The 21,229-nt window shown below is 70.1% G+C and carries 21 protein-coding genes; 13 read left to right on the forward strand and 8 right to left on the reverse strand.

Translation table 11 applies throughout. From position 1 onward, the window contains the following. Positions 1–418 precede the first annotated feature (418 nt). The 4 genes from leuA (at position 419) to HY68_RS17675 (ending at position 4,882) form a co-directional block, all read left to right on the forward strand. Complete coding sequence (gene leuA, locus HY68_RS17660; protein ID WP_041989975.1) at positions 419–2,179, forward strand: 2-isopropylmalate synthase; 1,761 nt, start codon at positions 419–421, stop codon at positions 2,177–2,179. A 208-nt stretch (positions 2,180–2,387) separates the two neighbouring features. Further along, a complete protein-coding gene (locus tag HY68_RS17665; RefSeq protein ID WP_241778604.1) occupies positions 2,388–3,050 on the forward strand; it encodes a TerB family tellurite resistance protein in 663 nt (220 codons plus the stop codon). Positions 3,051–3,274: 224 nt separating this feature from the next. Further along, positions 3,275–4,024 carry a DNA repair protein RecO gene (recO, locus tag HY68_RS17670; protein ID WP_041989978.1) on the forward strand — a complete coding sequence of 250 codons (750 nt, stop codon included), beginning with the start codon at positions 3,275–3,277 and terminating at the stop codon, positions 4,022–4,024. Between the two features lie 12 nt (positions 4,025–4,036). After that, on the forward strand, positions 4,037–4,882 hold the full coding sequence (locus tag HY68_RS17675) for an isoprenyl transferase (RefSeq protein WP_041989981.1): 846 nt from the start codon (positions 4,037–4,039) through the stop codon (positions 4,880–4,882). A 30-nt stretch (positions 4,883–4,912) separates the two neighbouring features. Here HY68_RS17675 and HY68_RS17680 read toward each other — a convergent pair whose 3' ends face one another. The 4 genes from HY68_RS17680 to HY68_RS17695 are packed head-to-tail and all read right to left on the reverse strand — an operon-like array spanning position 4,913 to position 8,037. Then, positions 4,913–5,350, reverse strand: a complete 438-nt coding sequence (locus HY68_RS17680) for a Fur family transcriptional regulator (RefSeq protein ID WP_041989984.1) — start codon at positions 5,348–5,350, stop codon at positions 4,913–4,915. A gap of 43 nt (positions 5,351–5,393) precedes the next feature. After that, positions 5,394–6,332: a metal ABC transporter permease gene (locus tag HY68_RS17685; protein WP_107070094.1), complete on the reverse strand. Its 939-nt coding sequence runs from the start codon at positions 6,330–6,332 to the stop codon at positions 5,394–5,396. 2 nt (positions 6,333–6,334) lie between these two features. Continuing rightward, positions 6,335–7,102, reverse strand: coding sequence for a metal ABC transporter ATP-binding protein (locus tag HY68_RS17690; protein ID WP_041989988.1), 768 nt, complete (start codon positions 7,100–7,102; stop codon positions 6,335–6,337). Between the two features lie 2 nt (positions 7,103–7,104). After that, a complete protein-coding gene (locus tag HY68_RS17695; RefSeq protein ID WP_041989991.1) occupies positions 7,105–8,037 on the reverse strand; it encodes a zinc ABC transporter substrate-binding protein in 933 nt (310 codons plus the stop codon). 177 nt (positions 8,038–8,214) lie between these two features. Between HY68_RS17695 and HY68_RS17700 the strand changes: the two genes are divergently transcribed. The 3 genes from HY68_RS17700 (at position 8,215) to HY68_RS17710 (ending at position 10,297) form a co-directional block, all read left to right on the forward strand. Next, positions 8,215–9,597, forward strand: a complete 1,383-nt coding sequence (locus tag HY68_RS17700) for a glycine--tRNA ligase (protein ID WP_041989993.1) — start codon at positions 8,215–8,217, stop codon at positions 9,595–9,597. Positions 9,598–9,710: 113 nt separating this feature from the next. Continuing rightward, positions 9,711–9,917: a hypothetical protein gene (locus HY68_RS17705; RefSeq protein ID WP_041989996.1), complete on the forward strand. Its 207-nt coding sequence runs from the start codon at positions 9,711–9,713 to the stop codon at positions 9,915–9,917. Positions 9,918–10,078: 161 nt separating this feature from the next. Beyond that, positions 10,079–10,297, forward strand: a complete 219-nt coding sequence (locus HY68_RS17710) for a DUF6243 family protein (protein WP_041989999.1) — start codon at positions 10,079–10,081, stop codon at positions 10,295–10,297. Positions 10,298–10,380: 83 nt separating this feature from the next. Here the strand turns inward: HY68_RS17710 and HY68_RS17715 are convergent, their stop codons facing one another. Continuing rightward, positions 10,381–11,775 (reverse strand): MFS transporter, encoded by a 1,395-nt coding sequence (locus HY68_RS17715; RefSeq protein WP_041996417.1) that lies wholly within the window; start codon positions 11,773–11,775, stop codon positions 10,381–10,383. A 164-nt stretch (positions 11,776–11,939) separates the two neighbouring features. Here HY68_RS17715 and HY68_RS17720 point away from each other — a divergent pair, with 164 nt between their 5' ends. Then, positions 11,940–12,818, forward strand: coding sequence for a helix-turn-helix transcriptional regulator (locus HY68_RS17720; protein ID WP_041990002.1), 879 nt, complete (start codon positions 11,940–11,942; stop codon positions 12,816–12,818). A 30-nt stretch (positions 12,819–12,848) separates the two neighbouring features. Here the strand turns inward: HY68_RS17720 and HY68_RS17725 are convergent, their stop codons facing one another. After that, positions 12,849–14,030, reverse strand: coding sequence for an esterase-like activity of phytase family protein (locus tag HY68_RS17725; protein WP_041990004.1), 1,182 nt, complete (start codon positions 14,028–14,030; stop codon positions 12,849–12,851). 58 nt (positions 14,031–14,088) lie between these two features. Next, positions 14,089–15,549, reverse strand: a complete 1,461-nt coding sequence (locus HY68_RS17730) for an MFS transporter (RefSeq protein ID WP_041990006.1) — start codon at positions 15,547–15,549, stop codon at positions 14,089–14,091. A gap of 77 nt (positions 15,550–15,626) precedes the next feature. Here HY68_RS17730 and dusB point away from each other — a divergent pair, with 77 nt between their 5' ends. From dusB to HY68_RS17750, 4 genes are read left to right on the forward strand one after another with little or no spacing between them, the layout of a single operon-like run. After that, on the forward strand, positions 15,627–16,781 hold the full coding sequence (dusB, locus tag HY68_RS17735) for a tRNA dihydrouridine synthase DusB (RefSeq protein ID WP_041990008.1): 1,155 nt from the start codon (positions 15,627–15,629) through the stop codon (positions 16,779–16,781). A gap of 58 nt (positions 16,782–16,839) precedes the next feature. After that, positions 16,840–17,694 (forward strand): GNAT family N-acetyltransferase, encoded by an 855-nt coding sequence (locus tag HY68_RS17740; protein WP_041990011.1) that lies wholly within the window; start codon positions 16,840–16,842, stop codon positions 17,692–17,694. Positions 17,695–17,711: 17 nt separating this feature from the next. Continuing rightward, a complete protein-coding gene (locus tag HY68_RS17745; protein WP_041990014.1) occupies positions 17,712–18,644 on the forward strand; it encodes a GNAT family N-acetyltransferase in 933 nt (310 codons plus the stop codon). 13 nt (positions 18,645–18,657) lie between these two features. Beyond that, the gene (locus HY68_RS17750) at positions 18,658–18,888 is read left to right on the forward strand and encodes a hypothetical protein (RefSeq protein ID WP_041990018.1); all 231 of its coding nucleotides are present in this window, start codon (positions 18,658–18,660) and stop codon (positions 18,886–18,888) included. A 13-nt stretch (positions 18,889–18,901) separates the two neighbouring features. Here the strand turns inward: HY68_RS17750 and HY68_RS17755 are convergent, their stop codons facing one another. After that, on the reverse strand, positions 18,902–19,672 hold the full coding sequence (locus HY68_RS17755; protein WP_041990021.1) for a GntR family transcriptional regulator: 771 nt from the start codon (positions 19,670–19,672) through the stop codon (positions 18,902–18,904). Between the two features lie 326 nt (positions 19,673–19,998). Between HY68_RS17755 and HY68_RS17760 the strand changes: the two genes are divergently transcribed. Next, entirely contained in the window at positions 19,999–21,174 is a 1,176-nt protein-coding gene (locus HY68_RS17760; protein WP_078863661.1) for an extracellular solute-binding protein, read from the forward strand. Positions 21,175–21,229: the final 55 nt, after the last annotated feature.

The following is a 21,229-nucleotide window of genomic DNA, read 5'->3' on the forward strand; positions in this document are numbered from 1 at the left end:
CCAGGGTCCGGCGGGCGGGCTCGGCGAGCGCAGGGTCCCGGGCCTCGGCCAGCCTGTCCAGGATGTGCGGCGGCACGATCGTGCAGAAAACGGGGTCGATGGCGTCCATGAAGGCAATGTCGCATCCCGTAGCCGCCCTGTCACTGCTTGTGGTCGAAGTTGCTGAAATGGAGTGATGTCTCACTGTTCGCGCTGACCCGGCCGTCGCCCACCGGTGATCCCGCATACTGATACGGGCCGCCATGGACGGCGCGGCTCCGCTAGGCTCCTCGCATCATGCGTTTCGGGCTGCTTCTTCTTAGCTGCCGCGGCGAGGGCCTGTAGTCGTAGGTCGACCCCCTCCCCGCGGAGTGCGGTGTTGCGGTGATTACGTCCCGTCGTCGGCCGTTCCAAGCGGACACACGAGGAGCCCTACGCAATGTCTGAAACTTCCGTCGGTCGTTCGACGCCCGTCACCAACGCGACCCACACCCAGCAGCCCTCCGGGATGCCGATCCACAAGTACGGCCGCTACGACGCCGTGGACATCCCCGACCGCACCTGGCCGGACAACCGGGTTACTGTCGCGCCCCGCTGGCTCTCCACGGATCTGCGTGACGGCAACCAGGCGCTGATCGACCCGATGTCGCCCGCCCGTAAGCGGGAGATGTTCGACCTGCTGGTGCGGATGGGCTACAAGGAGATCGAGGTCGGCTTCCCCTCGTCGGGTGAGACGGACTTCGCGTTCGTGCGCTCGATCATCGAGGAGGGCGCGATCCCCGACGATGTGACGATCTCCGTACTGACCCAGGCGCGTGAGGAACTCATCGAGCGCACCGTGGAATCGCTGCGCGGCGCCCGGCGTGCGACGGTCCACCTGTACAACGCCACCGCGCCGACCTTCCGCCGTGTCGTGTTCCGGGGGACGAAGGAGCAGGTCAAGCAGATCGCCGTGGACGGTACGCGGCTGGTGATGGAGTACGCGGAGAAGATCCTCGACGACTCGACGGTCTTCGGTTACCAGTACAGCCCCGAGATCTTCACCGACACCGAGCTGGACTTCGCCCTGGAGGTCTGCGAGGGCGTCATGGACGTCTGGCAGCCCGAGGCCGGCCGCGAGATCATTCTCAACCTGCCCGCGACGGTGGAGCGTTCGACGCCGTCCACGCACGCGGACCGGTTCGAGTGGATGTCCCGCAACCTGTCGCGCCGTGAGCACGTCTGCCTGTCCGTCCACCCGCACAACGACCGGGGTACGGCCGTGGCCGCCGCCGAGCTGGCGCTGATGGCGGGCGCCGACCGGATCGAGGGCTGTCTGTTCGGCCAGGGTGAGCGCACCGGCAACGTCGACCTGGTCACCCTGGGCATGAACCTCTTCTCGCAGGGCGTCGACCCGCAGATCGACTTCTCGCAGATCGACGAGATCCGCCGCACCAGCGAGTACTGCAACCAGATGGAGATCCACCCGCGCCACCCCTACGCGGGCGACCTGGTCTACACGTCCTTCTCCGGCTCCCACCAGGACGCCATCAAGAAGGGCTTCGACGCCCGCGACGCGGACGCCGCCGCGCAGGGCAAGACGGTCGACGAGATCCAGTGGGCCGTGCCGTACCTGCCCATCGACCCCAAGGACGTCGGCCGCTCCTACGAGGCCGTCATCCGGGTCAACTCGCAGTCCGGCAAGGGCGGTGTCGCCTACGTCCTGAAGAACGAGCACCAACTGGACCTGCCGCGCCGGATGCAGATCGAGTTCTCCCGGATCATCCAGGCCAAGACCGACGCCGAGGGCGGCGAAGTCACCCCGGCCCAGATCTGGTCCGTCTTCCGCGACGAGTACCTGCCCGACGCGGACAACGCCTGGGGCCGGCTCCAGCTGCGTTCGGGCCAGTCCACGACCGACAAGGACGGCCAGGACACGCTGACCGTCGAGGCGGTCGTCGACGGCGTCGACACGGTGCTGACCGGCACCGGCAACGGCCCCATCTCGGCCTTCTTCGAGGCGCTGGCCACCGTGGGCCTGGACGCGCGGCTGCTGGACTACCAGGAGCACACCATGAGCGAGGGCGCCCGCGCCCAGGCCGCCTCGTACATCGAGTGCGCGATCGACGGAAAGGTGCTGTGGGGCATCGGGATCGACGCGAACACCACTCGGGCCTCCCTGAAGGCGGTAATTTCGGCTGTGAACCGCGCAGCCCGCTGAAACCGCCGGAACCCGCGCTGACCTGAGCATTTACGAACCCCGCCGCCCGGAAACGGGTGGCGGGGTTCGGCCATGTCGTGGCGAACTCACGCCGGGGTGCTGACGGGACAAGGTCCATGTGGCTAACATCACGTCAACGCGGCAATGATGCCGAAGCGTTACGGAGGTGCGCGACGTGCTGCCAGTTCAAGGATCACGCGGCCGAAAAGTGCGCATCTGTGGCATTCGTACGTCGTGGACGACGGTCGGCGACGGAGAGTTCTTCTGCCCCGGCTGCGGAGGCGACCGCAACTACCGCCGCCGCACGGGCCGTCGCCGCTTCACGCTCCTCGGCGTTCCGCTGGTGCCGCGCGGTCTCGCCGGCCCCGTCGTCGAATGCGCCGCCTGCCACGACCACTTCGGCATGGACGTCCTCGACCACCCCACCACGGTCCGCTTCTCGGCGATGCTCCGCGACGCCGTCCACACGGTCGCCCTGGCCGTCCTCGCCGCCGGTGGCACGTCGTCGCGCACGGCGCTGGAGACCGCGGTCTCCACGGTCCGCGCCGCCGGGTTCGACGACTGCACGGAAGAGATGCTGACGGAGCTGGTCGACGCCCTCGCGGCCGACACCGGCCGGTTCATCATCGACCCCGGCCCCTGCGGCGCGGCCCTCGCCATCGAGCTGCACGAGGCGCTGGAGCCGCTCGCCCCGCATCTCGCCCCGGCGGGCCGGGAGTCGATCATCCTGCAGGGCGCCAGGATCGCCCTGGCCGACGGCCCGTACAGCACGGCGGAGCGCGAGGTGCTGACGACGGTCGGCGGCGCGCTGCAACTCTGCGCCGACGACACGGCCAAGCTGCTCCTGGCCGCCACCCGCACGCACTCTTGATTTTTGCGGGCTCGGTTCGCCTCCGGGGCGCCAAGGGGTTCGCTGTTCGTCCCGGGCCCGCCCCGATCACGTGGCGAGTGAGCCGAAGGGGCGCGCCGCTGTCGAAAGGGAGAGCGCGCGCAGGCCCGTGAGGTACGAGCGGGGCGAGCACGGTCGACCGTCGACAGGGGCATAAGGCGCCCCGGAGGCGAACCGAGCCCCCAAAAAGGCGCGACAATGAGCGTATGAGTCTGTTCCGGGATGACGGCGTTGTGCTGCGTACCCAGAAGCTCGGTGAGGCCGACCGCATCATCACGCTTCTGACCCGCGGCCGCGGCCGCGTCCGCGCCGTCGCCCGCGGGGTGCGGCGGACCAAGTCGAAGTTCGGGGCGCGGCTCGAACCGTTCTCCCACGTCGACGTGCAGTTCTTCGCGCGCGGCAGCGATCTCGTAGGCCGCGGGCTGCCGCTCTGTACGCAGAGCGAGACCATCGCCGCGTACGGCGGCGGGATCGTCACCGACTACCCCCGCTACACCGCCGGTACGGCCATGCTGGAGACCGCCGAGCGGTTCACCGACCACGAGGGGGAGCCCGCGGTCCAGCAGTACCTGCTGCTGGTCGGCGGCCTGCGTACCCTCGCCCGTGCCGAGCACGCCCCGCATCTGATCCTGGACGCCTTCCTGCTGCGCTCGCTCGCCGTCAACGGGTACGCGCCGAGCTTCGACGACTGTGCGAAATGCGGCCTCGACGGGCCCAACCGGTTCTTTTCGGTCGCTGCGGGAGGAGTCATATGCGGCGACTGCCGGGTGCCCGGCAGCGTCGTACCCTCTGCGGAGGCCGTCGAACTGCTCAGCGCGCTGCTGACGGGGGACTGGGAGACGGCGGACGCGTGCGAGGCGCGCCATGTCAGGGAGGGCAGCGGACTGGTGTCCGCCTATCTGCACTGGCATCTGGAGCGCGGGCTGCGCTCGCTCAGATACGTAGAGAAGAATTAGGAGACGAGCCGCATGGCACGACGCGGAATCCTGGGGCGTACCCGCCGCGAGTACAAGACACCGGAGCCGCATCCGTCCGGTGCTCGCCCGCCGCGGATCCAGAGCGAACTGGTGCCGAAGCACGTCGCCGTCGTCATGGACGGCAACGGCCGGTGGGCCAAGGAGCGCGGGCTGCCGCGTACCGAGGGCCACAAGGTCGGCGAGGGCGTCGTGCTCGACGTGCTCAAGGGCTGCATCGAGATGGGCGTCAAGAACCTGTCCCTGTTCGCCTTCTCGACGGAGAACTGGAAGCGCACGCCCGACGAGGTGCGGTTCCTGATGAACTTCAACCGTGACGTCATCCGCCGCCGGCGCGACGAGATGGACGAGCTCGGCATCCGGATCCGCTGGGTCGGCCGGATGCCCAAGATGTGGAAGTCCGTCGTCCAGGAGCTCCAGGTCGCCCAGGAGCAGACCAAGGACAACGACGCGATGACGCTGTACTTCTGCGTCAACTACGGCGGTCGCGCGGAGATCGCCGACGCGGCGCGGGCGCTCGCGCAGGACGTGGCGGCGGGCAAGCTCGACCCGTCCAAGGTCAACGAGAAGACCCTCGCCAAGTACCTGTACTACCCGGACATGCCGGACGTGGATCTCTTCCTGCGGCCGAGCGGTGAGCAGCGGACGTCCAACTACCTGATCTGGCAGAGCAGTTACGCGGAGATGGTGTTCCAGGACGTGCTCTGGCCGGACTTCGACCGGCGTGATCTGTGGCGCGCCTGCCTGGAGTTCGCCTCGCGCGACCGCCGCTTCGGCGGTGCGCTGCCCAACGACTCGTCGAACGAGGACATCCAGGAGCAGGCGGAGCAGCTGAGCTGAGGCGAGGGGGAGGGGGTCGCCCCTCCCCGGTCAGCTGTCGCAGGTGGCGCAGTCCGCGCAGGTACCGAAGATCTCCACCGTGTGCGCCACGCTCACATAGCCGTGCTGCGCCGCGATCGTCTCCGCCCACTGCTCGACGGCGGGGCCCTCGACCTCGACCGCCTTCCCGCACATCCGGCAGACCAGATGGTGGTGATGGTCGCCGGTCGAGCAGCGCCGGTAGACCGACTCGCCGTCGGTCGTGCGCAGGACGTCGACCTCGCCGGCGTCGGCGAGCGACTGGAGCGTGCGGTACACGGTGGTGAGGCCGACCGAGTCGCCCCGGTGCTTCAGCATGTCGTGAAGCTCCTGCGCGCTGCGGAACTCGTCCACCTCGTCAAGTGCCGACGCCACCGCCGTACGCTGCCGGGTCGACCGGCCGCGCACGGGAGCCGCGGCGCTCGGTCCACTGCTGGGCGCAGTCGTCACAAGTGCCTCCTCTGCTCTCTCGGGCCATTCTGCCAGTTCGCGCTCACACCGTTGCGTCGTCGGCGGGCCGCCGCGTGGCAGGCACCTCCAGTGTGTACCCGGAAGCCGCGGTGGCGACCCCCGCCGGTTCCGCACCCGCCGGTTCCGCCTCCATGGCCGCCAGCGCCCGGGCCCGCCGTCTCGCCAGCGGCGCCGCCAGGACCGTGAGGACCACGAACAGCCCGATGGCCAGCAGCACGATCGTCGCGCCCGGCGGCACGTCCTGGTAGTACGAGGTGACCGTACCGGCCAGCGTGACCGCCGTACCGATCACCACCGACAGCACGAACGTGACCGTGAACGACCGGCTGATCTGCTGCGCCGCCGCGACCGGCACCACCATCAGCGCGCTCACCAGCAGCAGCCCGACGACCCGCATGGCGACCGTGACGGTCACCGCGGCCGTCACCGCGATGAGCAGATTCAGCGTGCGCACCGGCAGGCCGCTGACCCGTGCGAACTCCTCGTCCTGGCTGACGGCGAACAACTGGCGCCGCAGCCCGACCGTGACCAGCACCACCAGGGCCGCCAGCACGGAGATCGAGACCACGTCCTGCGGCGAGACCGTCGAGAGCGAGCCGAAGAGGTACGAGCTGAGGTTGGCGTTCGAGCCGTTCGGCGCGAGGTTGATGAGCAGCACACCGCCCGACATCCCGCCGTAGAAGAGCATGGCCAGCGCCAGGTCGCCGCGTGTGCGGCCGTACGACCGCACCAGCTCCATCGTCACGGCGCCGGCGACGGCGACCAGCGTCGCCATCCACACCGGGCTGGTGGACAGCAGAAAACCGAGCCCGACGCCGGTCAGCGCGACATGGCCGATGCCGTCGCCCATCAGCGCCTGGCGGCGCTGCACGAGGTAGATGCCGACAGCCGGGGCCGTGATGCCGACGAGTACGGCGGCGAGCAGCGCCCGCTGCATGAAGGAGGCTTCCAGAATTTCCATGATCAGCTCAGCAGTCCGGTGCGGAGCGGCTTGCCGGCCGCGACGGGGTGGCAGCTCTGGTCGTCGTGCCGTGGCGGCCCTTCATGGACGACAGAGCCGTCCCTGAGCGTCACCGTACGGTCGATCAGGGGTTCCAGGGCGCCGAGTTCGTGCAGGACCAGCAGGACGGTCGTACCGGCCGCCACCTGCGCGCGCAGCGTCTCCGCGAGGATCCGCTGGCTGACCAGGTCGACGCCGGCCATCGGCTCGTCCATGATCAGCAGCTCGGGTTCGGCCGCGAGCGCCCTGGCGATCAGCACCCGCTGGTGCTGGCCGCCGGAGAGCGCGTCGACCGGGTCCTTGGCGCGGTCGCCGAGCCCGACGAGCTCGATGGCCCGCCGTACCGCCGCCCGGTCCGCCTTGCCCGGCCTGCGCAGCTTCCCGCGCGACAGCCGGCCCGACGCGACGATCTCCCTGACCGTGGCGGGCACGCCGCTCGCTGCCGTGGTGCGCTGCGGTACGTATCCGACGCGGGCCCAGTCGCCGAAGCGGCCCAGCGGGGTGCCGAAGAGGGACACCTCGCCCGAGGTGAGCGGTACGAGCCCGATCACCGACCGCACGGCCGTCGACTTGCCCGAGCCGTTGGCACCGAGCAGCGCGACGACCTCGCCGCGCCGCACGGTCAGGTCGACACCGCGCAGCACGGGCCGCGACCCGAGGGACGCGGTGGCGCCGCGTACCGAGATGGCCGGGGCCGCGGCGAGGTCGGTATCCGTATCCGGGTGACTCACGTTCACTTCGCTCCCAGCGCCGTGCGCAGCGCGACGAGGTTGGACCGCATGACTGCGATGTAGTCAGCGCCCTTGGACTGGTCCGTGATTCCCTCGACCGGGTCGAGGACGTCGGTCCGCAGCCCCGAGTTGCCCGCGATCGTCTTCGCGAGCTTGTCGCTGACGAGCGTCTCGAAGAAGACGGTGCCGACATGGTCACGCGCGGCGACGTCGCCGAGGTCCTTCACCCGGGCCGGGCTCGGCTCCGACTCCGGGTCGATCCCGACGATGGCCTCCTGGCGCAGTCCGTAGCGCTGCGCGAGATAGCCGAAGGCCGCGTGGGTGGTGATGAAGGTCCTGGTGGCGGTGTGGGCGAGGCCCTGCCGGTACGCGGTGTCGAGGGCGCCGAGGCGGCCGGTCAGCGCGGCGGTGTTCTTCGCGTAGTCGGCGGCGTGGCCGGGGTCCGTCTTCGCCAGGGCGGCGCCGACCCCCTCGGCGATCTCGCCGAACCGTACGGGATCGAGCCAGATGTGCGGGTCGTTCTTCCGCGGGGAGCCGAGGGGGGCCGCGTCCAGCACGTTCTTGGCGTCCGACACCTTCACGGCGTCGTCCACGGCGGGCGCGATGCCCTTCAGGTAGACGACGAGACCCGATTCGCCGAGCCTGGTGATCTCCCGGGGCTTGAGTTCCAGATCGTGCGGTTCGACGCCGGGCGGGGTGAGGGTGGTGACGGAGACGTGGTCGCCGCCGATCTGCTGGACCAGATACCGCAGCGGATAGAAGGAGGCCGTCACCGCCAGCTTGCCGCCGCTCCTGCCGTCCACGATGTCGGCCGTTCCCTTCCCCGGGGCGCCGCAGCCGGACAGCGCGACCAGGCCGAGGGCGAGGGCACCCGCCAGACCGGCGCCGGATATCAGCCGCAGGCGGGCCGGAGGTCGGGGACGGCGTACGTTCATGACAGTCATTTTCAACAAAAACGATAACGGTTGTCAACAACGCCGGTTTCGGTGCCGGAAAAGCCGGTTGTGGTGGCGTTGTGGCGCCGTCGCGCGCAACCGATTTGATACGAGGGGTGCGCCCGCCGCTAATCTGAAGCATTCGCCGTTCGTCGCCGTCGTAATGAAGAGAGCACCGTGGCCGCCGACAAGATCGACACCATCGTCAACCTGAGCAAGCGCCGTGGCTTCGTCTACCCGTCCAGTGAGATCTACGGTGGTCAGCGAGCCGCCTGGGACTACGGGCCGCTCGGAGTCGAGCTGAAGGAGAACATCAAGCGCCAGTGGTGGCGCCACATGGTCACCTCGCGCGAGGACGTCGTCGGTATCGACTCGTCGGTGATCCTGGCCACCGAGGTGTGGGAGGCGTCGGGTCACGTCGCCACCTTCACCGACCCGCTGACCGAGTGCACCTCCTGTCACAAGCGCTTCCGCGCCGACCACCTGGAGGAGGCGTACGAGGAGAAGCACGGCAAGGCCCCGCTGAACGGCCTCGCCGACATCAACTGCCCCAACTGCGGCAACAAGGGCACGTTCACCGAGCCCAAGTCCTTCTCGGGGCTGCTGTCCACGCATCTCGGCCCGACCCAGGACACCGGCTCCGTCGCGTACCTGCGCCCCGAGACCGCGCAGGGCATCTTCACCAACTTCGCGCAGGTGCAGCAGACTTCGCGTAAGAAGCCGCCGTTCGGCATCGCGCAGATGGGCAAGTCCTTCCGGAACGAGATCACTCCGGGCAACTTCATCTTCCGCACCCGCGAGTTCGAGCAGATGGAGATGGAGTTCTTCGTCAAGCCGGGCGAGGACGAGAAGTGGCACGAGTACTGGATGGAGCAGCGCTGGGGCTGGTACCGCGACCTGGGCATGCGCGAGGAGAACATGCGCTGGTTCGAGCACGCGCAGGAGAAGCTCGCGCACTACGCCAAGCGCACCGTGGACATCGAGTACCGCTTCTCGTTCGGCGGCAGCGAGTGGGGCGAGCTGGAAGGCGTCGCCAACCGCACCGACTACGACCTCTCCGTGCACTCCAAGGCGTCGGGTCACGACCTGTCGTTCTTCGACCAGGAGGCCGGTGAGCGCTGGACGCCGTACGTCATCGAGCCGGCCGCCGGTGTCGGCCGCGCGATGCTGGCCTTCATGCTGGACGCGTACAACGAGGACGAGGCGCCCAACGCGAAGGGCGTGCTGGAGAAGCGCACCGTGATGCGGCTCGACCCGCGGCTCTCGCCGGTCAAGGTCGCCGTGCTGCCGCTGTCCCGCAACCCGCAGCTCTCGCCGAAGGCCAAGGGCCTCGCCGAGGACCTGCGGCGCAACTGGAACATCGAGTTCGACGACGCGGGCGCCATCGGCCGCCGTTACCGCCGCCAGGACGAGATCGGCACGCCGTTCTGCGTCACGGTCGACTTCGACACCCTTGAGGACAACGCGGTGACGGTCCGCGAGCGCGACACGATGCAGCAGGAGCGCGTCTCGCTGGACCAGATCCAGGGGTACCTGGGCAGCAGGCTGCTCGGCTGCTGACCTTCCGCCGGTAACCCCGGCAGATCACGGTCGCGGCTCGAAGCCCCCGGTTCCGTTACGGAGCCGGGGGCTTCGTTGCAGACTGGGGTGTGTACGCGTCAACAGGAGGCACGATGGCGTCCACGACGAGCAGCAAGGTCAGCAGATGGGACCAGCACGGGCGTGAACATGTGGTCCGGGTCGAAAAGGCGGGCGTGCAGCGGACCTTGAGCTGTGACACCTGCGACTGGAGCAAGAGCGTGCAGTTCCTGCCGTGGCTGAAGGCCGAGGAACATCTCGCGGAGGCGCACCAGGCGACGGTGGACCCGACGACCGGCTGACGGATAAACCGGTAACGCCGCCGGTCCGGGCGGTGGTAGCGTCACAACCATGCGTATCACGGGCATGTTCTTCCAGATCTACGAGTGAGAGCGCGGCGGTCACCGACCGCCCCCTCGCCGACGAATCCGCAGATCACTTCTCATCAGTTCGGGAGAACCCCGTGGCCAAGAGCCGGAACAACCTCCTCGGTGTGGGCGGACAGCGTAAGAAGCTGTCCCGCGCGGAACAGCAGGGCAACGGCCCGGCGCGCAACGCCGACCGTAAGGCCGCCGACGAGAACAAGCAGGAACTGCTGCGCAAGATGCGCGAGCGGGCCGGCCACCCGGCAGGCGAGGAGCAGGAGTCGCCCGAGGCGCCTGCCGCGACGACAGAAGACTGACCGGCCTTTTCGCAAGCCGAGTGGGGCCCGGATCACCGAGGTGGTGATCCGGGCCCCATGTCGTTCATCCGCACGGCGCCGCGTCAGCCGACGGCGCGGGGCAGCCGCAGGCTCAGCAGCAACGTGAGGACGACGGCGCCCAGTTGCACGAGCAGCGTCACGGCCAGGGCGTCCCGCATCCCCGACCCGGCGGCCAGGCTCAGGAAGAGCGAGCCCAGCGTCGCCACACCCAGCGCCAGCGCGGACTGCTGCGTCGTGACCATCACGCCGCTGCCCACCCCGGCCCGCTCGGCCGGGATCTCCGACAGCACGATGCGGAAGATGACCGGGAGCTGGAGCCCCTGGCCGAAACCGGCGATCGCGGTGCCGGGCAGCAGCGCCCAGGCGTCGAGGGACGACCAGTCGTGCCACACCGTGAAGGCCAGCAGCGCGATACCCACGGCCTGGATCAGCGCGCCGGCGGTGACCACCAGGCTGCCGTACCGCCGTACCAGCCGGGGGCCCGCCAGCGAGGCGACGAAGAAGGTGGCGGCGAGCGGCACCAGCGCCACACCGGACGCGACAGCGCCCATGCCCAGGCCCTGCTGGAGGGCGACGGCGATGACGAACATGAACCCGCCGAAGCCGATCGAGAAGGGCACGACGAGCGCGAGCCCCCGGCGCAGCGGCACGATCTCGAACAGGCTCGGCGGCACCAGCGGCGTACGGCCCTGCCGGTCGGCCCGCCGCTCGACGGCGAGGAAGGCGAGCGCGGCGACGGGGAAGAGACCGAGCGAGACCCAGGTCCACACCGGCCAGCCCGCGGCCCGGCCCTCGGTGAGCGGTGCGAGCAGCGTCGACAGCGTGGCGGCGAGCAGCAGTGTTCCCGGTACGTCGATGGGCGCGGGCCGCTGGGAGCGGGTCTCAGGCACCGTACGGACGGCGAGCAGCACGCCGGCGGCCGCGACGGGTACGTTCACGAGGAAGATCGCCCGCCAGCCGGATCCCGCGATGTCGGCGGCGACCAGTATCCCGCCGAGGATCTGCCCGACGACCATCGCGAGGCCCGCCGTCGCGCCGTACATGCTGAGCGCCTTGGCGCGGCGCGGACCCGCGGTCGCCGAGTGGATGGTGGCGAGCACCTGCGGCAGCATCAGCGCCGCTGCGGCGCCCTGCGCGACGCGCGCCCCGACGAGGGCCCAGGCGCTCGGCGCGAGTCCGCAGGCGAGCGAGGTGAGGCCGAAGGCCGCCATCCCGGCGATGAACAGCCGCCGGCGGCCGAACATGTCCCCGAGCCGCCCGCCGAGGACGAGCAGCACGGCGTACGAGAGCCCGTAGCCCGCGACGACCAGCTCCAGCAGGGCGGGGCCCGCGGCGAGGTCGTGGTCGATGGTGGGCAGGGCGACATTGACGATGAAGAAGTCGATCAGCGGGAGTGAGGCGCCGAGCAGCACGGTGAACAGACCGAGGGCGCCGAGGACGGAGCCGTGGTGGTGGATGACGGGGGCTTCGGTGGTGGCCTCGGAGGAAGTGACGGACGCGGATGCGGATGTTCTACTCACCTGGACGACGATCGTCCTGCTCGCACCCTGGTACCAGAGTGTCTTTATCCTGGTAGAAGCAGTACCTGGCAATGACCCGCCGGCCGAGGCAGGCTGGGGGAATGACGACGAGCGTGCGTGCGCAGGAACCGGATGTACGTCGGCACGAACTCGCGGAGTTCCTGCGCAGCAGGCGCGAGCGCGTCGTCCCCGAACAGGTCGGCCTGCCGCGCGGCAGGCGGCGCCGCACCCCGGGCCTGCGCCGCGAGGAGGTCGCGCATCTGTCGGCCGTGGGGGTCACCTGGTACACGTGGCTGGAGCAGGCGCGTGACATCCAGGTCTCGGCCCAGGTCCTGGACGCGGTGGCCCGCGCGCTGCTCCTCGACCCGAGCGAGCGCGCGCACCTCTTCGCGCTGGCGGGCGCGGTCGACCCGGCGCCGGGGACGGCGTGCCCGACGATCACTCCGGCGCTGCGGGAGATGCTGACGCAGCTCGACCCGTACCCGGCCTGTATCCAGAACAGCCGCTACGACGTCCTCGCGTACAACCGCGCCTACGGCTCGCTGATGTGCGACCTGGACGCCCTGCCGCCCGAGGACCGCAACTGCCTGTGGCTGGCGTTCACGAACGACGACTGGCGGGCGTCGATCGCCAACCGCGAGGAGTCGAGCCGGCTGATGACGGCGCGGTTCCGCGCGGACATGGCGGAACACCTCACGGACCCGGCCTGGAAGACGATGCTGAGCCGTCTGCAGGCGGCGTCGCCGGAGTTCTGCGAGATCTGGGAGCGGCACGAGGTGATGGGCAACCCGGCCAAGACCAAGAAGTTCATCAACGCCAGGGTCGGCCCCCTGAACATGACCCAGACCAGCCTCTGGCTGGGCCCCCGCAACGGCTCCCGGATGGTCAGCTACGTCCCCGTGGACGAGGAGACGCGACTGCGTCTGATCGAGCTCCAGGACCTGCTGCTGAAGGCGGGGAAGGAGCACCAGAACGCCTGAACCGGGAGCCGCGCGGCTGCCGTCTTCCGCTCAGCGGGTGCTGATGCCCAGGGCGACGATCTGGGTGACCGCGTCGTCGGCGAAGTTGTCGTCGCTCACCAGGACCAGGGTCCGTTCGCCGGTCGGCAGGGTGGGGCCCCAGGACATGCCCTCGGTGTTGTCGACCGTGGACAGCCCCAGGTCGTCGAAGTCGGCGACCAGCTTCTTGCGCATCGGGACGACCCGCTGCCCCGCCAGGGAGTCGATGTCCCGTACGTCGGTCGCGCCGCGGGTGGTGGCGTCGTAGACGCGGATCTTGTAGTCCGAGCCCGCCACCCAGCTCCGTTCGAGGACGAGATAGCGGCTGGGGTCGTCAGGGAAGGCGAGGATCGAGGGCACGCCGGTGTCCGGGCCCCACGGGCTGGACGGGTCGGACGCGGCGAAGATCTTCTCGATGGGGTACGTGAACTGCCCCAGCACCCGGCCCCTGCGGCTCTGCTGCGTGACGCGGACCAGCGCGCTGTGGTCCAGGGTGGGCTCCGGGCCGTCCTGGAGCAGCGGGCCCTCGACCGCGCTGGTCAGCACCCGGTCGCCGGCCCCGAAGGTGATCGCCTCGACGGCCTTGTTCCGCCGCAGGCCCCGGTCCTCCATCGTGACCTCGTAGTTGGGCGGCAGCGGCAGCCGGCCGCGGTAGCCGCCTGAGCGGTCGGCGAACTGGATCGACGGCTGGATCACCGGATCGCTCGCCGACGTGGGCCGGTCGCCCTCCTGCGCCCACCAGTAGCGGCAGCTCCGCGGGTCCACCCGGATCTCCTCCGGGTCCACGGCCTTGCCGTCGCGGGTGCTCGCCGGCGGGTAGACCGAGCCGTCCGGCTGGCGGAACGGGTGGGTGCCGGTGAAGTCGACGGAGTGCACCCCGGCGCCGTCCACCCTGATCCGCGCGGTGTAGAAGCGGGCGGGCTGCAGGTTCGAGCGGTCGTCGCTGATCATGGCGTACTCGCCCGTGCACGGATTCCGGTCGATGCCGGACAGCCCGCCGACGGTCGTGTCCTGGAAGTCGAGTTTGCGCGGAACGATCTTCTCGCCCAGCAACCGGGCCTGCGCCCCGAGGGCGGGCCGTACGGCGGCGGACCGTCCGGCGGTGTCGTGGGACTGGGCCGCCACCGCGGGGGCCACCGTCGTCGCCAGCAGCAGCGCGGCGACGGACGCGCGGCGGATCAGGGAGGATGTCATGCAAGCGATCTTGGCCCCGCGCCCGCCCCGAGCGCAGTCACCCATACGCGTGATGCGGTCACGCAGCGGAGTGACGCACGCGTTCCGCCTGCTGGTTGTTCGGGGAATCCAGCCGTTCCGCGTTGCGCAGGGCTGTGCCTCTGGCCCAGTGACCGCTGGTCAGCAGGCCGACCACCAGGACGATGACACCGGCGGCCGTGATGATCCAGAACGCCGGGTGGCTCGCCGTCGCGAACTTCGCCGCGTACGAGGACGAGCCGACGCCCGACGCCAGGACCGCGCCGATCACCGCCACTCCCAGCGTCTGGCCGATCTGCCGGCTCGTCGAGGCGACGGACGCGGCGACGCCCGCCTGGGAGCGGGGCATGCCCGACACCGCGGTGTTGGTGATCGGCGCGTTCACGAAGCCGAAGCCGATGCCGAACAGGACGTAGCCCGTGAAGAGCAGCACGTTGTGCGTCTCCGCGTGGAAGGCGGCGAACAGCGTTCCGCTGGCCGCCATGCCGATGCCGGCGATCAGCAGCGGGATGCGCGGTCCCCAGTTGCCGACCAGCCGTCCCGACAGCGGGGCGCAGACGAAGGTCATCGCCGCCATCGGCAGCATGTAGAGCCCCGCGTGCATCGCGGTGAGACCCCGGACGTCCTGCAGGTAGAGGGTGTTCAGGAACAGGAACCCGCCGAGCGCGCCCGAGGCGCAGACCGCGATCACCGTCGCGCCGCTGAACGGCGCGCTGCGGAAGAAGCGCAGGTCGATCAGTGGCTCGTAGCGCCGTGGCTCGTAGAACAGCAGGCCGATCAGGGAGAGCACCGCCACCGAGGCGAAGGTCAGGATCAGCGGCGAGAGGAAGCCCGCCGCGGGCGCCTCGATGATCGCGTAGGTCAGCGCGCCGAGGAGGCCGATCACCAGCACCTGACCGACCGGGTCCGGCCTGCGCGGCTTCGGCGCGCGGGACTCGGGGACGAAGCGCCAGGTCAGGATCAGCGCCGTGATGCCCACCGGGATGTTGACCCAGAAGATCGAGCGCCAGCCGACCGAGTCCACCAGCAGACCGCCGATCAGCGGCCCGGCCGACATCGAGATGCCGATGGTGCCGCCCCACGCGCCGATCGCGCGGGCGCGCTCGCGCGGGTCGGTGAAGGTGTTGGTGATGATCGACATCGCCACGGGGTTGAGCATCGAGCCGCCGACCGCCTGCACCATGCGGAAGACGACGAGCAGTTCGAGGTTGGGCGCGACGGAGCAGAGCCCCGAGCCGAGGGTGAAGACGACCAGCCCGATCTTGAAGACCTTGCGCCGGCCGATCCGGTCGGCGGTGGAGCCCGAGAGCATCAGCAGGGAGGCGAGCACCAGGGTGTACGCGTCGATGGTCCACTGCAGTCCGGAGACCGAGGTGTGCAGTTCCTTCTGCATCGACGGCAGGGCGACATTGAGGACGGTGTTGTCGAGGCTCACGATCAGCAGGCTCATACAGCAGATCGCGAGCACCAGCATGCGCCGTCGGCGGCTGAGCTCGGGCATACAAGGATAGTACGGCTAACTAACAACTTAGCCGTACGGGACATCAGGGCACCGCCGCCATACGTGACAATGGACGTATGACAGCCCCACTTGCTCCCACGACCGCCGCGCCGCTGGCCATCGGCCCGTACCCGGTGACCCCGCCCGTGGTGCTCGCACCCATGGCCGGGATCACCAACGCGCCGTTCCGGACGCTGTGCCGTGAGTTCTCCGGCGGCAAGGGGCTGTTCGTCAGTGAGATGATCACCACACGGGCGCTGGTCGAGCGCAACGAGAAGACGATGCAGCTCATCCGCTTCGACGCGTCCGAGACCCCCCGCTCGATCCAGCTGTACGGAGTCGATCCGGTCACCGTAGGCAAGGCCGTCCGCATGATCGTGGACGAGGGCCTCGCCGACCACATCGACCTCAACTTCGGCTGCCCCGTGCCCAAGGTCACCCGCAAGGGCGGCGGCTCGGCCCTGCCGTACAAGCGGCCGCTGCTGCGCGCGATCCTCCACGAGGCCGTCACCAACGCGGGCGAGCTGCCCGTCACGATGAAGATGCGCAAGGGCATCGACGACGACCACATGACGTACCTCGACGCGGGCCGGATCGCGGTCGAGACCGGTGTCACGGCCATCGCGCTGCACGGCAGGACGGCGGCACAGCACTACGGCGGCACCGCCGACTGGGACGCGATCGCGCGGCTGAAGGAGCACGTTCCGGAGATCCCGGTCCTCGGCAACGGCGACATCTGGTCCGCGGACGACGCGCTGCGCATGGTGCGTGAGACCGGCTGTGACGGCGTCGTCGTCGGCCGGGGCTGCCTGGGCAGGCCGTGGCTCTTCGGCGACCTCGTCGCGGCCTTCGAAGGGACGGGCGAGACGCTGCGGCCGACGCTGCGCGAGGTCACGAAGGTCATGCGGCGCCATGCCGAGCTGCTGGGGGAGTGGATCGGCGACGAGGCGCGCGGGGTGATCGACTTCCGCAAGCATGTGGCCTGGTACCTGAAGGGCTTCTCGGTCGGCTCGCAGCTGCGCAGGGAACTGGCGATCACCTCGTCCCTGGCCGAACTCGACTCGCTGATGGCCGGGTTGGACCTCGACCAGCCGTGGCCGGACGGCGCGGACGGACCGCGCGGCCGTACGTCGGGCAACAACAGGGTCGTCCTGCCGGACGGTTGGCTGAAGGACCCGTACGACTGCGCGGGGATCGGCGCCGACGCCGAACTCGACACCTCGGGCGGCTGACCCGTCCCGTCGGTAATGCGGTGGCGGTCCGTGCGAGCCCGGTGCTTGGATGCGCGGCATGACCTCCGCCTCCGCACAACAGACCTTGCTGGACAAGCTCGACACGTACTACGACGCGGTGCCGCGCGCGGCGGCCCGGGTCGAGGACCACGGGTCGCTGACCCTGTTCGTCAGGACCGACCCCGGGTGGCCGTACTACGCCCGGCCGACCAGGGGTGCGTCGGGCGTCGTCGAGCCGGCGGACGTGGCGCGTGTGCGTGCCCGGCAGCGCGAACTGGGCGTCCCGGAGAGCTTCGAGTGGGTGGCGGAGACCACGCCCTCGCTGCGCGCGGCGGTCGAGGCCTCGTCGGGGCTCGTCATCCAGGAGCACCCGCTGATGGTGCTTCCCCCGGACGCCGAACTGCCCGCCGGAGCAGCCGAAACGGCGGTCGACGGGGTGTCCGTACGGATCGTGGGCGCGGACGATCCCGCGCTGGCCGGCGCCCTGGCGGCGCCGCGGCTCGCCTTCGCCGCCCCCGGAACGGGCTTGGGGGAAGCGGGAGTTGACCAACTGGCCGCCGCCGCACTGGAGACGGCGGCCGACGGGTCCGTGGCGCGGGTGGCCGCCCGTATCGGCGCCGGGCTGACGGCGGTGGGCGCGGCGGTGGCGGACGGCCTCGCCCTGTGCGCGGGCCAGCATCAACCGGTGGGCAGGGTCAGCGAGATCGTCGGCGTGGGCACGCTGCCCGCCGCCCGCCGCCAGGGCCTCGCGCTCGCGGTCACCGCAGCGCTGGTGACCGACGCACGGGCGCGCGGCGTGGACACGGTCTTCCTGTCGGCGGACGACGAGACCGTCGCCCGCATCTACGCGCGGCTGGGCTTCCGCCGGATCGGTACGGCACTGACGGCCGAACCGGCCACGGCGGATCACTAGAGAACGGGGAGAGTTCGATGCGGGACGGGTACGTACTCCGGAGCCCGGTGGAGGCCGATCTGCCGGCGGTGGCCGAAGCGGTGAGCGCCGCCGAGCGGGCGAGCGACCCCACGGCCGCCGCCAGGACCGTGGCCGGCTTCCGGCACGAGTGGGCGTCGCTGGACCTCGCGAGGGACGTCTGGGTCGTCACCGGACCCGACGGCGAGGTGTGCGGATACGGGCAGGTCGGCGGCGTGCGCGAGGGGCGGGTGATCGGCGACGCGTACACCCGTCCCGGCCATCTCGGCCAGGGCGTCGGTACGGCGCTGCTGACCCGGATGGAGGCACGCGCCGCCGAACTGCCGCGGCCCGTCGTGCTGGTGAACTACGTCCTGCTCGACGGCGCCGCCGACCGGATGCTGCGCGCCCGCGGGTACGCGCGGACCCGTGTCCACCAGCGGATGAGGATCGCCGTCGACGGACCGCGGGAGAGGCCCGTCTGGCCGGACGGCGTCACGGTGCGCTCCTGCGACGGGACTTCGGAGGATCTGCTGCGCGTCCACGAATGCGCGGAGGACAGCTTCGGCGACCGCTGGGGCCACGCGCCGCGCTCGTACGACGAATGGGCCGCCGACCTGCTCTACGAAGCGTTCGACCCGGACCTCTGGCTCCTCGCCGAACGCGACGGGCGGACGGTGGGCGTGGCCCTGTGCCAGCTGCGTGAGGTCGAGGGCCGACCGGCCGGTGAGGTAAGCCAGTTGGGGGTGCGGCGGGAGGCCAGACGGCTCGGTCTCGGCCGGTCGCTGCTGCTGGCGAGCTTCGCGCTCTTCGCCGGACGGGGGATCGACTCCGTCGGGCTCGACGTCGACAGCACGAGCCCGACCGGCGCGCACCGGCTCTACGAGCGGGTCGGGATGAAGACGACGACGGGCATCGCCCAGTTCGAGCGCGCGCTGTCCACGGACGGATAGGGAGGACCCGGTCATGCCCGCACCCACCGGCTTCAGTTACGAGCGGCACACCGACGGCAGCGTGGTCATCACCCACCAGGGGCGGTCGGCGGCCACGCTACGCGGCTCACGCGCCGACAAGTTCCTGGGGCAAGTGGCCTCGGGGGACGCCCAGTTGGTGATGGCGCGCTGGACCGGCTCGTACAAGTTCGGCAACGAACGCACCGCCCGCGACCACCCCCGCAACCGCGGCAACCGGCGCTAGGTGAATCCCGGCCTCAGGACCGGCCCGTCTGCTGCACCACGTCCGGCCCCGCGTGCCGCTCAAGCGGCGTCGCCGCCGCCGAGTTGGAGACGCTGAAGGCGACCGTGCCCGCCCGGTAGCGGTCGTCGGTCCACTCGATCGGGCGGCCAGCCGCCGTGTACGTCAGATAGCGCTGCCGCAGCAGCGGGCTGCCCCTGCGCACCCGCAGCAGCCGCGCGTCCTCGCTGCCCGTGGCGACGGCGTCGAGCAGATGCTCGCCGTAGTGCGCCACGATCCCGGCCTCCTCGGCGATGCTGTTCATGATCGACACACAGTCGTCGGGCAGGGCCTGGACGGCCGGTGCCACCCAGTCCGTGTAGGCGGTGCGCTCCACCATCACCGGCTCGCCGTCCAGATGGCGCAACCGCAGGACGTACAGCACCTGCGCGCCGGGGTCGATGCCGAGCCTGGACGCCTCCTCGGCCGTCGCCGTCCGCGTCGTACGGCTGAGGATGCGGCTCGCCACCTCGCTGCCCATCGCCTGTGCCCACTGGGCGAAGCTGTTGAGCTGCTGGAAGCTGTGCCGGCGCTCCTGGCGCAGCACCACGCGGCGGGCGCCCTGCCGGGAGCCGATCAGGCCCTCCGAGGCGAGCAGTCCGACCGCCTGGCGGACCGTACCGCGCGAGGCCGACCAGTGGGCCGCCAGGTCGCTCTCCGACGGCAGGTGCGCGCCCACGGGGTAGTCGCCGGACAGGATCGACTGCCGCAGCGCCTCCGCGATCTCCAGATAGCGCGAACTCCCCACACTGGCCCCCTCGGTCGGTCCCGCCCGCGTTGAGCGCACTGCCGGCGGTCATGCGTGAACTGTGTACAGGAGCGCTTCCCCGTCGCGCACCTGACCTTCACTGTAACCGCATATGAATCCCTGACCGCCACCCCGGTCCGCCCCCTGCCGCCCGCTCGTACGTGCCGTGAATCCCCGGCGTTCTGGCGCTTTGTGGGCGTTTTGGTCTTCCACGCCTCGTGCCGTCAAGGTCATCGGACGTTAACCGTGCGGACACCTTGACCGGGCGAACTGGTGCCAGCTTGTATGAACAAGTGAAACCTTCATTTGCCCCCGGGAGACACCGCGTGACCCGACTTCGCGTACGCGCCAACGGCCGGCTGATAGCCGCGCTGGCGCTCAGCACCGCCGCACTCACCGCGCTCACCGCCTGTGGCGCCAAGTCCGACTCCGACACCCCCGCCGACGCCGGCGGCTCCGCCGGTGTGAAGGCCGATGCCGCCACCTCCGTGGCGGACTTCGGCGGTCTGGCCGGTCTGGTCAAGGCGGCGGAGAAGGAAGGCACACTCAACGCGATCGCCCTGCCGCCGGACTGGGCCAACTACGGCGAGATCATCAAGGGCTTCGAGGCCAAGTACAAGGTCAAGATCAAGGACGAGACGCCGGACGCCGCCAGCGCCGACGAGATCAACGCGATCAAGTCCCGCAAGGGCCAGGACCGCGCCCCCGACGTCGTCGACCTGGGCAGCCCCTTCGACCGCAGCGGAGCGGCCGAGGGCCTCTTCGCGGCGTACAAGGTCGCCTCCTACGACAAGATCCCCGCCGCCCAGAAGGACCCGAACGGCCTCTGGTACAACGACTACGGCGGGTACATCTCCATCGGCTGCGACGCCAAACGCGTCAAGGTCTGCCCGACGACCTTCGCCGATCTGCTCAAGCCCGAGTACAAGGGCAAGGTCGCCCTCAACGGCAACCCCAACAAGTCCGGTTCGGCCTTCGGCGGCGTCTACGCGGCCTCCCTCGCCAACAAGGGCAGCTTCTCCGACATCCAGCCCGGGATCGACTTCTTCGGCAAGCTGAAGAAGAGCGGCAACTTCATCCCCGTCGAGTCCACCCCCGCGACGGTCCAGAAGGGCGAGACGCCCATCTCGATCGACTGGGACTACCTCAACGCCGGTTACGCCGACCAGTTCAAGGGCAAGGGCGTCGACTGGCAGGTCGCCGTCCCGGCCGACGGCTCGTACGCCCAGTACTACTCGCAGGCGATCAACAAGGACGCGCCGCACCCGGCCGCCGCCCGCCTGTGGATGGAGTACCTGTACAGCGCCGAGGGCCAGAACCTCTTCCTCAAGGGCTACGCCCGCCCCGTCCTGCTGCCCTCCATGACCGAGGACGGCTCCGTCGACAAGACCTTCGTCACCAAGCTCCCCAAGGTCGAAGGCACTCCCGAGTTCCCCGAGGCCAAGGACCTGGACAGCGTCAAGGCCGTCCTCGCCAAGAACTGGGACAAGGCCGTCAGCTGATGGCGGACCACACCCTGCCCGCGCCGGGCACCACTCCGCCCGCACCGGGCGCCGC

It is taken from the genome of Streptomyces sp. AcH 505, from assembly GCF_000818175.1.
Lineage (GTDB): Bacteria > Actinomycetota > Actinomycetes > Streptomycetales > Streptomycetaceae > Streptomyces.

Bases quoted from the DNA above. Each gene is read 5' to 3' on its own strand.
- HY68_RS17750 (WP_041990018.1), top strand. From the start codon at position 18,658: ATGCCCGCACCCACCGGCTTCAGTTACGAGCGGCACACCGACGGCAGC.
- HY68_RS17720 (WP_041990002.1), top strand. From the start codon at position 11,940: ATGACGACGAGCGTGCGTGCGCAGGAACCGGATGTACGTCGGCACGAA.
- leuA (WP_041989975.1), top strand. From the start codon at position 419: ATGTCTGAAACTTCCGTCGGTCGTTCGACGCCCGTCACCAACGCGACC.
- recO (WP_041989978.1), top strand. From the start codon at position 3,275: ATGAGTCTGTTCCGGGATGACGGCGTTGTGCTGCGTACCCAGAAGCTC.
- dusB (WP_041990008.1), top strand. From the start codon at position 15,627: ATGACAGCCCCACTTGCTCCCACGACCGCCGCGCCGCTGGCCATCGGC.
- HY68_RS17675 (WP_041989981.1), top strand. From the start codon at position 4,037: ATGGCACGACGCGGAATCCTGGGGCGTACCCGCCGCGAGTACAAGACA.
- HY68_RS17730 (WP_041990006.1), bottom strand. From the start codon at position 15,549: ATGCCCGAGCTCAGCCGCCGACGGCGCATGCTGGTGCTCGCGATCTGC.
- HY68_RS17695 (WP_041989991.1), bottom strand. From the start codon at position 8,037: ATGAACGTACGCCGTCCCCGACCTCCGGCCCGCCTGCGGCTGATATCC.
- HY68_RS17725 (WP_041990004.1), bottom strand. From the start codon at position 14,030: ATGACATCCTCCCTGATCCGCCGCGCGTCCGTCGCCGCGCTGCTGCTG.
- HY68_RS17685 (WP_107070094.1), bottom strand. From the start codon at position 6,332: ATGGAAATTCTGGAAGCCTCCTTCATGCAGCGGGCGCTGCTCGCCGCC.
- HY68_RS17745 (WP_041990014.1), top strand. From the start codon at position 17,712: ATGCGGGACGGGTACGTACTCCGGAGCCCGGTGGAGGCCGATCTGCCG.
- HY68_RS17705 (WP_041989996.1), top strand. From the start codon at position 9,711: ATGGCGTCCACGACGAGCAGCAAGGTCAGCAGATGGGACCAGCACGGG.
- HY68_RS17740 (WP_041990011.1), top strand. From the start codon at position 16,840: ATGACCTCCGCCTCCGCACAACAGACCTTGCTGGACAAGCTCGACACG.